Origin of the sequence: Moraxella sp. Pampa (assembly GCF_035181385.1) — a bacterium.
In the GTDB taxonomy this organism is placed as follows: Bacteria; Pseudomonadota; Gammaproteobacteria; order Pseudomonadales; family Moraxellaceae; genus Moraxella.
Genome location: NZ_JAXCJK010000001.1, coordinates 41,844 through 54,179 on the forward strand (window position 1 = coordinate 41,844; position 12,336 = coordinate 54,179).

Genomic DNA, 12,336 nt, shown 5'->3' on the forward strand with positions numbered 1-12,336 from the left:
GGGTTGAACGGTTGTGTTGTCATTGATGATTGCCATTGGCAACTTTGACATTGGTTAACTCTGATTTGTATTTAAATCATTTCATCAAAAATTGTCATGATATGAAAAATAATTTGTAATTTGACCTAGTCGCAAGATGAATTTAATGATACACTAAGTACGAAAAAATAAAAACAAATTGGATATTTTTTCAAAGTGGCAAGCGATGACTTGCTATTTTTATGTATTTATCACCATAAGTGAACTTAGGGGGTATTTTGGTAACCTGTACGATGGCGACTGGATTGCAACATACTGATGCCAAAAACTGGCTTTTGCCTGATGGCGTGGTGGATATTTTATTTAAAGATGCCCAAAAATTAGAAAGTCTGCGTGATGCCTTGTTATTTGTGCTAACAGCACATGGCTATCGCTTGGTATCGCCACCGATCATTGAATACACCGAAACTTTACTTGGTGGTGCAGATGAAGATTTAAAACGACAAACCTTTAAAATTGTGGACCAGCTCACAGGGCGACTGATGGGACTGCGTGCTGATATCACACCGCAGATTACTCGCATTGATGCTCAGCATGGGCAGGGTGTGAGTCGCTATTGCTATGTCGGTCAAGTGATTAAGACTTTGCCAAATGGACTGTTTGGACTGCGTACACCGCTACAATTGGGTGCAGAGATTTTTGGTGTTGATGGTGTAAATGCTGAGATTGCACTCATTGACTTATTGATTGCCTTGACTGATGAGATTGGCATGAGTCGTGGCAATCTGCATATTGATGTGGGGCAGGTGGCAATTTTTGATTCGCTGTGCCGATTGCACGGTGTTGATGCACCGATTGGCCAAACTTTAATGACACTATACACCAAAAAAGATTTGCCCCAGCTTGCAGAATTTTGTTCCAGCATTGATGGTGGGACAGACTTTTTGACGCTTGCCAAATATACACTTGCCCAAGATGCCACACCAGATGCCAATAACTTGCTAAAAAAACTCAGCAAAAAAGCTCAGTCAAGCCAAGTTATCATTGATGCTGCTTGCGAGATTGCAACTTTATCAACATATATTAAACGACTGGGCATGAGTGTCAGCGTGGATATTACAGAACTATCAGGCTATCATTATCATACAGGGCTTGTTTTTAATGTGTATCTTAATCAATCTTCGGTAGCACAGACGCAGGCACTTGTGCGTGGCGGTCGATTTTATGCCAACCCAGAGCGACAGGCGACAGGTTTTAGCATGGATATTAATCGCTTGCTTGAATTTGTAGAGCTTCAAGAAGATACAATCATCATCGTTGATTATGATGATGTCTGTCGTATGAATGATGAACAAGGTGAGGACTTGGCTCGTCAGATAAAGACCTTGCAAGATGAAGGCTGTATTGTCATCAAACCATTGTCTGCTAAGGATAGGCCTGCAAGCATTGATGGTGTGCTTCATCTTGATGATGGCGTGTGGTCGGTAAGGTTGGTTGGTGATGACGAAGATTGATCAACAAATTTTTGATTGATGCGTCATTAAAAATGTCATTTTTAGTTTTATTATTAACTTTTTAATTTTATTATCAACTTAATTATTAATTTATCTATTGTTCAATTAAACGAGGCTAAATCATGGGTAAAAATGTTGTTGTACTTGGTAGCCAATGGGGCGACGAAGGCAAGGGTAAGATTGTAGATTTGCTGACCGAAAAAGCAACTGCGGTAGCACGCTATCAAGGCGGTCATAATGCAGGCCATACGCTGGTTGTGGGTGGTGAAAAGACTGTTTTGCATTTAATTCCATCAGGCATTTTACGCGAAAGTGTTACTTGCTTTATTGGTAATGGCGTGGTGCTTGCTCCTGATGCATTATTAAAAGAAATGAATGGGTTGATTGAAAAAGGTGTGCCTGTGCGTGAACGCCTGCGTATCTCTCCAGCGTGTCCACTCATCATGCCATATCATACCGCACTTGATCAAGCTCGTGAATTAAAGCGTGGCAATGCCAAAATCGGTACGACAGGTCGTGGTATTGGCCCTGCTTATGAAGATAAGGTGGCTCGCCGAGCTCTTAAAGTTGCTGACTTATTTCGTGCAGATTTACCACAAAAGCTAGAATCAATCTTAGAATACCACAACTTTGCTTTGACCCAGTACTATAAAGTTCAGGCGATTGATTATGACGAAACACTGGCCTTGTGCCAAGCGTGGGCAAAAGAGCTAAAAGATTTGGTCGTTGATGTTACCGAAGAGTTGGAAAGCCGTCGTCAAGCAGGCGAGAACTTGATGTTTGAGGGTGCACAAGGTACATTGCTGGATATTGACCATGGTACCTATCCATTTGTTACCAGTTCAAATACGACAGCAGGTGGTGTCGCAACTGGTACAGGTCTTGGCCCGTTGTACTTTGACTATGTGCTTGGTATTACAAAAGCTTATACCACTCGTGTGGGTTCAGGACCTTTTCCGACCGAGCTGTTTGATGATGTGGGTGCGCACTTGGCGAAGGTGGGTCATGAATTTGGTGCAACAACAGGGCGTGCTCGTCGTTGTGGCTGGTTTGATGCGGTGAGTTTGCGTCGTGCGGTGGTATTAAATTCTATGTCTGGCATTTGTCTGACCAAGCTAGATGTGTTAGATGGCTTGGACGAGATTAAAATCGCTACTGAATATCAGGTTGCAGAGGGTGAGTGCGCTGGTGCTTATGATGCAGAGTTTTATGAAAAAGTAGAACCTGTGTATGAGACTTTGGCAGGTTGGAATGAATCAACCATCGGCATTACCAAGTTTGATGACTTGCCAGAAAATGCCAAAATTTATATCAAGCGTATTGAAGAATTGGTTGGCTGTCCTGTGGACATCATCTCAACAGGTCCAGACCGTGCAGAGACCATCGTACTAAGAGATCCTTACGATCATTAATTGCCTGATTTTGTATTTTAACTTCAATAAAAAATCCACTGTTGTCTGGTGGGTTTTTTTATTGGATTGGATTTGTCTGTGCAGATGAAAGTTAAAAAGATTTATTAAAGAATTATTACTATTTGATGAAAAAAACTACAATTTTTAACAAATTTCTTGACTTTTGATGGGTTATTGGATTATATATACACCCAGTCATTGATCATTTTGCTTAAAGATGACTATTTTTTATTTATCATAAGGATATTGTTATGAGTTCAAAAGTTTTGCCATCGGCATTATTATTGTCTGTAACTGCTGCACTTTTTGGTTGTGGTGGTGAGCAAAAAACCCAAACTGCTGAAAATAAAGGCGATACCAGCAAGGTGGATGTGGCAGCGGGCGACCTTGCTGAGCAACAAGAGATTGTTATTAACAACGGTGCAGAACCTGAGACTTTAGATCCACATAAAGCATCTGGCGTACCTGAGTCAAATATCTTACGCCAAATGTTGGTTGGTTTAACCTCAACAGATGCTGAAGGCAAAACTGTTCCAGGTATGGCGACCGAATGGTCAACCTCTGATAATAAAGTATGGACATTTAAACTGCGTGATGCCCAGTGGTCAAATGGCGACCCTGTAACTGCCAATGATTTTGTTTATAGTTTTCGCCGATTGGTTGACCCTAAGACAGCATCGCCTTATGCTACTTATTTGTCAGGTCTAAAAGTTGTGAATGCCCAAGACATTGTTGATGGCAAGGTTAAACCTGAGATGTTGGGTGTAAAAGCGATTGATGATAAGACGCTGGAAGTAACACTGTCTGAGCCTGTACCATATTTCCCAGACGCACTGTTCCATACTGCTGTAAAACCTGTGAACCAAAAAGCGGTTGAACAGCATGGTGATAAATGGACAAATGTTGGTAATTTTGTGGGCAATGGTCCATACAGTCTAAAAGAATGGCAAGTCAACGAACGCATTGTCCTTGAGCGTAACAAAAACTATTACGATGACGCCAATACCACCATCAACCAAGTAACTTTGCTTGCCATCTCATCGGATACCACAGATGTCCAACGCTACAAAGCTGGCGAGATTGATGTTACTGCTGATGCACTGCCACCGACACAATTTAAACAGCTACAAAGCGAGCTTGGTGACCAAGTTAAGATTCAGCCAAAGCTATGCACCTATTATTATGAATTTAACCATACCAAAGCACCATTTAATGATGTGCGTGTGCGTAAAGCATTGTCATTGACAATGGATAGAGACACAGTAGTGGATAAGATTATGGGTCAAGGTCAAAAAGTGGCCTATCAGTTTACCCCAGAAGCTACGAACGGCATCAACAACTACACGCCAGAATGGAAAGCTTGGGATAAAGCCAAACGCATTGAAGAGGCCAAAAAATTACTGAATGAGGCTGGCTATAATGAATCTAACCCGCTGAAATTTGAACTGCTGTACAACACAAGTGAACAGCACAAAACTTTGGCAGTGGCAGCAGCAGCGTTTTGGAAAGATGCGCTTGGTTTTGTTGAGGTATCTTTGGCCAACCAAGAGTGGAAAACTTATTTAGAAACTCGCCGTAATCAGAAACATCAGATGTCTCGTGGCGGTTGGTGTGCAGATTACAACGAAGCATCAACATTCTTAAATACTTTTGTTTCTACAGATTCAAGTAACTATGGTAAATATAGCAGTCAAGCCTTTGATGGCATCATGGCAAAAACCTTAGGTGCTGATGTAACGCCAGAACAGCGTGCTGAACTGTACCGTCAGGCTGAGGAAGTGCTGGATAAAGAGGCGGCAACCATCTTTGTTTATCAATATGTATCTCCACGCCTAGTGAAGCCTTATATTGTAGGGTTCTCTGATAAAGACCCACAAAGCCAATGGCATGTCAAAGACTTAAAAGTCCTAAAACACTAATCAACTGATGTTTTTTACCAATCATAGGCGTAATGCCTGTGATTGGTTTTTTGTGGTCAATAGGATTGATGTGGTGGTATGAAAGCGGTGCATGATGACATGATGACATGATGAAAAAGATTGCTTGTTGATATCTATAAAGTTTTTTATGATGATGAATGAAATTGATTAAAAATATTTTGTTCATTTTTATTTTTAATAAAAAATGGTAAAGATTTATCATTATTTGGTGAATTAATACACACAAATCACAGTCAATCATGTATAATTTCTCCGCAAACTAAACTTACAAAAATAAACATAAGCAACCATTTTTTTTGGTAGCTGATGTTTAACAATTAACAAATTGCTGTTGCAATGATGATGCAATTTGATACAAGGAGTGTGTCCAAAGATGCTTATTTGGACAGTAAGCATTTTAATAATGGATGTACAAACACGAGGTTTTATATGTTTAAGCTGATTTTTAAGCGTACGCTCGAAGCGATTCCGACGATGCTTTTTCTCATCACCATTTCATTTTTTATGATGCGATTGGCACCGGGAAGTCCTTTTACAAGTGAGCGTAATCTCCCCCCTGCAGTGATGGCAAATATTGAAGCCAAATATCACCTAAACGACCCAATGTGGTTGCAATTTTTAAATTATCTAAAACAGCTGTTTTTGCATTTTGATTTTGGCCCTTCTTTTAAATATAAAGATTATACAATTAATGAGCTACTTTCGCAGTCTTTACCTGTGTCGGTGGAGATTGGTGTTTGGGCATTTATCATTGCACTGCTTTTGGGTATTACGCTGGGCGTGATTGCTGCCTTAAAGCAAAATAGTTTTTTTGATTATTCATTGATGACAGTGGCGATGACGGGTGTGGTCATGCCAAGTTTTGTTAAAGCACCACTACTTGTACTACTTTTTGCTGTTACTTTGCAATGGCTACCTGCTGGTGGTTGGAATGACGGTGCGTTAAGAAACATGATTTTGCCTGTTGGGACACTTGCGATTGCATACACTTCAAGCATTGCTCGTGTCATGCGTGGTTCGATGATTGAGGTGCTAAATAGTCCTTTTATACGCACAGCACACGCTAAGGGTTTGCCAATGTCGCATATTGTATTAAAGCATGCTTTGCGTCCTGCGATGTTGCCTGTCATTTCTTTTTTGGGTCCTGCATTTGTGGGTATCATTACAGGATCAATTGTGATTGAAACAATTTTTGGTTTGCCAGGTATTGGACAGTTGTTTGTCAATGGGGCATTGAACCGTGATTATAGTTTGGTGCTGAGTTTGACAATTTTGGTGGGTGTATTGACGATTGCCTTTAATGCGATTGTAGATATTTTGTACACTGTGATTGACCCAAAAATTAAATATTGATAAGGATGTGATATGTCGATACATACAAACACAGTGCAAGAGTCGTTATCAGCTACTGTTAAAGGTCGTAGTCTTTGGCAAGATGCATGGCGTAGATTTCGACGCAATAAAGCAGCGATTGCCAGTATTATCATTTTGGTCATGGTTACCGCTTTTGTGATCATCACGCCGATGGTATCTCAATTTGGCTATGCTGATACCGACTGGGCTAATATGGGTGTTGCACCATCAGCTGAACATGGTCATTATTTTGGCACAGATACACTTGGCCGAGATTTGCTCGTGCGTGTTGCTATTGGTGGGCGTATTTCTTTGATGGTGGGCATTGCAGGGGCGTTTGTAGCGGTGTTGATTGGCACGGTGTATGGGGCGATATCAGGCTATGCAGGCGGTAAGATTGATATGCTGATGATGCGTTTTTTAGAAGTGCTGAGTGCCTTTCCGTTCATGTTCTTTGTCATTTTGCTGGTAACTTTGTTTGGTCGTAATATATTCTTGATTTTTGTGGCGATTGGTTTGGTTTCTTGGCTAGATGTGGCGCGTATGGTTCGTGGACAGACTTTAAGTCTAAAAAATAAAGAGTTCATCACTGCTGCACATGTTACAGGTGTATCAAACTGGAAAATCATCACACGCCACATTGTGCCAAATGTCTTGGGTGTGGTTGTGGTCTATGCATCGTTGGTTGTGCCAGGCATGATTTTGTTTGAATCATTTCTAAGTTTCTTGGGGCTTGGTGTGCAAGAGCCTATGACCAGCTGGGGTGCATTGCTACAAGAAGGTGCTCAAACCATGCAGGTTGCACCGTGGCAATTGATTGTACCGTCGGTATTTTTGGTGGTTACATTGTTTTGTTTTAACTTCATCGGTGATGGTCTGCGTGATGCACTTGACCCAAAAGACAAATAGGATGTGATGATGAAACTATTAGAAGTAAAAAATCTTGATGTCTATTTAAAGACAGATGAAGAGCTGATTCATGCGGTAAAATCATCATCGTTTGAGCTGGAATCTGGTCGTACACTAGCAATTGTCGGTGAGTCGGGCTCTGGTAAATCCGTTACTTCCATGGCAATCATGCAACTTTTGCCAAAAAATATTGTTACCTATGGAGAGGCTTCATCTGTATTGTTTGAAGGTGAGGAGGTTTTGGAGAAATCTGAATCCCAGATGCGTAAGATTCGTGGTAAGCGTATCGGTGTGATTTTCCAAGAGCCCATGACATCGCTCAACCCTTATATGAAAATCGGTCAGCAGGTTGCCGAAGCAGTCTCAATTCACAACCCAAACATCAGCGGTGCAAAAGCCACTCAGCTGGCATTAAAAACTCTGCAAAAGGTTAAAATTCCTAACGCTGATAAGAAAATGGATTGCTATCCGCATGAGTTTTCTGGTGGTCAATTACAGCGAATCATGATTGCCATGGCGATCATCAATGAGCCGGATTTATTGATTGCTGACGAACCTACCACTGCATTGGATGTTACTACGCAAGCAGAAATCTTGGATTTGATGCGTGAATTGCAACAAGACATGGGCATGGCGATTATTTTGATTTCACATGATTTGCGTCTTGTTAAAAAATATAGCGATGATGTGTGTGTCATGCAACATGGGGTGATTATTGAGCGTGGAACAACCCAAAGCGTATTTAACAATCCAAAACACCCTTATACCATTGAATTGCTTACCCCAATCCCAGAGAGGCACAAGCCTGCCATCGGTGATGATGTACCTAGAATCATCACTGCTGATGATGTCAAGGTGGATTATGTGATTAAGCGTAATTTTTTGGGTAAGCCAACGCAGGTTTTTAATGCGGTTAAAGGTATTTCGCTTGACTTAAAAGTTGGTGAGACGCTAGGCATTGTGGGTGAGTCTGGTTCTGGCAAATCCACCTTGGGGCGTGCCATCATGCAGATCGTTGAATCAAGTGGTGATATTTGTTTTCATGGTAAAAACATTCGCACCTTTTTAGATGCTGAGCAAAAATCACTCAAAAAAGACATGCAAATGGTATTTCAAGATCCGTTTAACTCGCTATCACCCCGCTTGACGGTGGGTGAGATTGTCGCAGAAGGTCTGACGGTGCATTACCCACAAATGAGTGCTGATGAGCGTCGTGAGAAAGTTGCTAGGGTGCTTACCGAGGTTAATTTGTCGCCTGCGATGATTAACCGTTATCCGCATGAATTCTCTGGTGGTCAGCGTCAGCGTATCGCAATTGCGCGTGCAATCATTCTTGAGCCAAAATTTGTCCTATTAGATGAGCCAACATCAGCACTTGACCGCTCAACGCAAATTAAAGTGGTTGAGCTATTAAATGACTTACAGCATAAGTATGGTCTAAGCTATATCTTTATCAGTCATGATTTGTCGGTGGTGCGTGCTTTATCTGACCGTGTGATTGTCATGAGTGAAGGGCGTGTGGTGGAAATGGGGACATCTCAGCAGATTTTTGAAAATCCACAAGAAGAATATACTAAGATTTTGGTACAAGCATCAAACTTGTCATGATTTGATCAACCAACTTTAAGTCTGATAAACAAAAAAACAGATTGCTGGTGCGATCTGTTTTTTTATTCATAAATTTATAAGGCAAAGGTAAATAAAAATCATCGACCGCTTACTAATTGACTTGGTGTGATAAGTTGGTTTTTTGGTATCGTGAACCAGACTGCGGTGAAAATACACTCGCTTATTTTGATGATTTGCCAAATGATTAAAAGGCAAAACAAGTATTTTGTTGCAATAAGACTTTCTGGACAAATTTTAATGCAACCAAAAGCATGAAAAATTTACTTTTTTTTAATGATGTTTGTTTTTGTTAAGGTGGGTTAGTTGCTGCTGCCCAACCCAGTGCCGACTAAACTGATGGGCAATGCGACCTGAGCGACCACCACGGTTGCCAGCCCATGTTAGGGCTGCTTGGCGTGTGTCATCGTTCATGGTTAGACCTTGTTTTTCAAGGTAATTTTTTACAATGTTTAAGTAGGTTGTTTGATTCATGGGGTGAAATGACAACCAAAGGCCAAAACGGTCAGAAAGTGATACGGTTTCATCAATGGTTTCGTATGGGTTTATCTCGTCTGTTTGACCGTTGTAGATATTGACATTGTCTTTCATTGTTTGTGGTAATAGATGGCGTCGGTTGCTGGTGGCATAGACAAGCAAATGCTCTTGTTCGCTGTCCAGTGCGCCATCTAGTATGCTTTTTAGGGTGCGGTAATTTTCATCTTGGGTGTTAAATGCCAAGTCATCGCAATATACGATGTAGCGATTAGGGTTGTTGTGGTGATGCGATTTTTTGATGGCTTGGCGAATTTTATCCAAATGCAATAAATCATCACGAGATACTTCAATGATCCGCAATCCATCTTGATGATAATTTTTGAGTAAAGCACGCATGAGAGATGATTTGCCAGAACCTCGTGTTCCTGTCATTAGCACATGATTGGCGGGCAGTCCTGCTAAAAATTGAAGTGTATTATCAATGAGTTTGTGTTTTTGGTCATCAATGCCAATCAAATCTTCTAAATCCACACCAAACATCACATCAAGTGGTGCAAGATGACCACGCTCACCACCCACCCAGCGATAAGCCAGTACATCAGGATTGATGCTGATGGGTTTGTGAGTATGTTCATCAAAAAACCGCATCGCAAGCTGTATCAGTTCGTCAGGTAAAATAGGTGTTGTATCCATAAGAAATTGATAAAAGATGATTGGTGATTGGCATAAGTTATCATAATTTTGATGGTTTGCCAATCACTGTTGTTTTTATGATGATTTTTTTTTGGGATTGATGGCTTGTTAGAGTAATTGGATCACTCAAATGCTTATTGGTCAATGAATCAAAGCTCGCGGATGGCAAAAGTATCACATTGTTTGATATCGCCTGATTCCAATCCACGATAAAACCAGCGTTGGCGTTGTTTGCTTGTGCCATGTGTGAAGCTGTCTGGAACAACATGGCCATGCGATTTGTGTTGTAGGTAGTCATCACCAATTTTTTCAGCAGCGTCAAGTGCTTCTTCAATGTCGTCTTTTTGTAAAAATTGCGTGCGTTCGTGGTTGTGCCTTGCCCATAAGCCTGCAAAGCAATCGGCCTGTAACTCCATGCGTACAGATAAATTATTGGCAGTAGATTCGCTTGCTTGTGCCTGTGCTTGGCGAACTTGACCAGAGATACCAAGTAAAGTTTGCACATGATGGCCAACCTCATGGGCAATCACATAGGCTTGAGCAAAGTCGGCAGCTTGGTCTTGATGACTAAGCTCTGTTTGATTGCGTTCGCTTGTGATGCCCATTTGTGTACGCATTGCCTTAAAAAATGAAGTATCAAGATAAATTTTTTGATCAGCTGGACAATAAAATGGACCGCTTGCTGAGGTTGCTGAACCACAGGCCGATTGAACCATATCGCTAAACATCACCAGTTTTGGTGCTTGGTAGGTATTGCCTAATTGCTGAAAAATGCTTGTCCATACATCTTCAGTATCTGCCAAAACAGTGGCCACAAACTCACGAGATTCCGCCTGCTCAGCAGTCTCATTGCCAATATTGTGGTCGGCTTGGCTGTTTTGGGTGATGGTCTGAGTGATGCCAAGTGTGGTCTCAGGGCTGATGCCAAATACTTTCCATACGATGAGTGCTAAAATCAAGCCAAAAATACTGATGCCACCCATCTTGCCACGACCGCCACGACGGTCTTCAATGTTAGAGCTTTGTCTGCGACCTTTCCACTGCATGAGTGCCTACCTTTCATTGGATAAATTTGTTTATTAATCTGTTGATGATAATTATAAAGGTTTTTTGGTAAAATTGTGAAAAACTTTGGCAAATTTATTTGGGCAAATGTTGGGAAAAGTTAATGGCTGTGTTATGATGCTGTTGGTTTGGTATGAAATAAAATGAGAGATGAATATGAGTGAATTATTACCTTTTGTGGCTGTTGAACACAACCCTGCCAATCAGCCTATTAAGCATGTCGTTATTTGGTTGCACGGTTTGGGGGCAAGTGGTCATGATTTTGAGCCTATTGTGCCTGAATTGGGCTTGGGAGAGTTGGCGGTGCGGTTCATATTTCCGCACGCACCGCAGATTCCTGTTACGGTGAATGGGGGCTATGTCATGCCTGCTTGGTATGATATTATTGAGATGACGCTGGATAGAAAAGTAGATACTGCTCAGATTGAAGCATCTGCCAGAGCCATTGATAAGCTGGTTGAGCAGGAAATCGCAAATGGCATTCTTACCAAAAATATCATCATTGCAGGTTTTTCGCAAGGTGGTGCGATAGCATATCATCATGCTTTTACCACGCCTTATCAGCTGGGCGGACTGCTGGCGTTATCAACTTATTTTGCCACTAAGAATGAGATTAAAGATGTAGGGGTAAATGATGGTATTTTGGTGAAAATTGATCATGGTGATTATGATGACATTGTCCCAAAAATTTTAGGTGAGCAAGCCAAATCGTCATTAGAAAAATTGGGATTAAACCCAGTATTTAGCACCTACCCGATGGCACATCAAGTGTGTTTACAGCAGATTAAGGACATTGGTCGTTGGGTAAAATCGGTATATGCACAAGGTCAAGATATATAGGCTATGATAAGCCATGAATGAATAAGTGGATAATGATGAATGAGATGATTTTTCATCATTGCACAAAATATTGCACCAAAAATAAATAAAACCCAACCAGAAGGTTGGGTTTAGCTTTGATTAATTATTTGCCACGATAAGTAATGCGACCTTTTGATAAATCATAAGGGGTCATTTCAACCTTGACTTTATCACCAGTCAAAATGCGAATATAGTGCTTACGCATTTTGCCAGAGATGTGAGCGATGATTTCGTGTCCGTTATCTAGTCGGACTTTAAAAAGGGTGTTCGGCAAGGTATCAATTACTTCGCCTTCAAATTCAATGATGTCGTCTTTTTTGGCCATAAGTCAAATTAAGTTAAAAATGAAAGTGGTATTATAGCTGATATTTTCCTTAAAAGCTAGGTTTTTGGTTGAGTCTTGGATTTATGTCGGCAAAAGCTGGTAGGCGACAGCAGTTGCAAAGAGTTTTTGCGGTTAAAATTTGGTGCTCATTCATTAAATGGCACGGTATTGCCCTTTTGTTG

General features: G+C 41.1%; 10 protein-coding genes. 7 read left to right on the forward strand and 3 right to left on the reverse strand.

Annotated elements, in window-relative coordinates; all coding sequences use genetic code 11:
* Positions 1-257: 257 nt before the first annotated feature.
* The 6 genes from R0123_RS00215 to R0123_RS00240 all read left to right on the forward strand — a co-directional run bounded on the left by R0123_RS00215 (position 258) and on the right by R0123_RS00240 (position 8,715).
* Positions 258-1,493 carry an ATP phosphoribosyltransferase regulatory subunit gene (locus R0123_RS00215; RefSeq protein ID WP_323842685.1) on the forward strand — a complete coding sequence of 412 codons (1,236 nt, stop codon included), beginning with the start codon at positions 258-260 and terminating at the stop codon, positions 1,491-1,493.
* A 122-nt stretch (positions 1,494-1,615) separates the two neighbouring features.
* Positions 1,616-2,905 carry an adenylosuccinate synthase gene (locus R0123_RS00220; RefSeq protein WP_323842686.1) on the forward strand — a complete coding sequence of 430 codons (1,290 nt, stop codon included), beginning with the start codon at positions 1,616-1,618 and terminating at the stop codon, positions 2,903-2,905.
* A 251-nt stretch (positions 2,906-3,156) separates the two neighbouring features.
* Positions 3,157-4,824 carry an ABC transporter substrate-binding protein gene (locus R0123_RS00225; protein ID WP_323842485.1) on the forward strand — a complete coding sequence of 556 codons (1,668 nt, stop codon included), beginning with the start codon at positions 3,157-3,159 and terminating at the stop codon, positions 4,822-4,824.
* Positions 4,825-5,274: 450 nt separating this feature from the next.
* Positions 5,275-6,198, forward strand: a complete 924-nt coding sequence (oppB, locus tag R0123_RS00230) for an oligopeptide ABC transporter permease OppB (RefSeq protein WP_323842486.1) — start codon at positions 5,275-5,277, stop codon at positions 6,196-6,198.
* Between the two features lie 12 nt (positions 6,199-6,210).
* Positions 6,211-7,107, forward strand: a complete 897-nt coding sequence (gene oppC / locus R0123_RS00235; RefSeq protein ID WP_323842487.1) for an oligopeptide ABC transporter permease OppC — start codon at positions 6,211-6,213, stop codon at positions 7,105-7,107.
* Positions 7,108-7,116: 9 nt separating this feature from the next.
* Entirely contained in the window at positions 7,117-8,715 is a 1,599-nt protein-coding gene (locus R0123_RS00240) for an ABC transporter ATP-binding protein (protein WP_323842488.1), read from the forward strand.
* Between the two features lie 291 nt (positions 8,716-9,006).
* Here the strand turns inward: R0123_RS00240 and R0123_RS00245 are convergent, their stop codons facing one another.
* Positions 9,007-9,903 carry an ATP-binding protein gene (locus R0123_RS00245; RefSeq protein ID WP_416381673.1) on the reverse strand — a complete coding sequence of 299 codons (897 nt, stop codon included), beginning with the start codon at positions 9,901-9,903 and terminating at the stop codon, positions 9,007-9,009.
* A gap of 149 nt (positions 9,904-10,052) precedes the next feature.
* Entirely contained in the window at positions 10,053-10,949 is an 897-nt protein-coding gene (locus R0123_RS00250; RefSeq protein ID WP_323842489.1) for a neutral zinc metallopeptidase, read from the reverse strand.
* 175 nt (positions 10,950-11,124) lie between these two features.
* Between R0123_RS00250 and R0123_RS00255 the strand changes: the two genes are divergently transcribed.
* Positions 11,125-11,808, forward strand: coding sequence for a carboxylesterase (locus R0123_RS00255; RefSeq protein ID WP_323842687.1), 684 nt, complete (start codon positions 11,125-11,127; stop codon positions 11,806-11,808).
* A gap of 124 nt (positions 11,809-11,932) precedes the next feature.
* On the opposite strand, the gene infA is transcribed toward R0123_RS00255, so the two are convergent.
* Complete coding sequence (gene infA / locus R0123_RS00260; RefSeq protein WP_029102801.1) at positions 11,933-12,154, reverse strand: translation initiation factor IF-1; 222 nt, start codon at positions 12,152-12,154, stop codon at positions 11,933-11,935.
* Between the last annotated feature and the right edge of the window lie 182 nt (positions 12,155-12,336).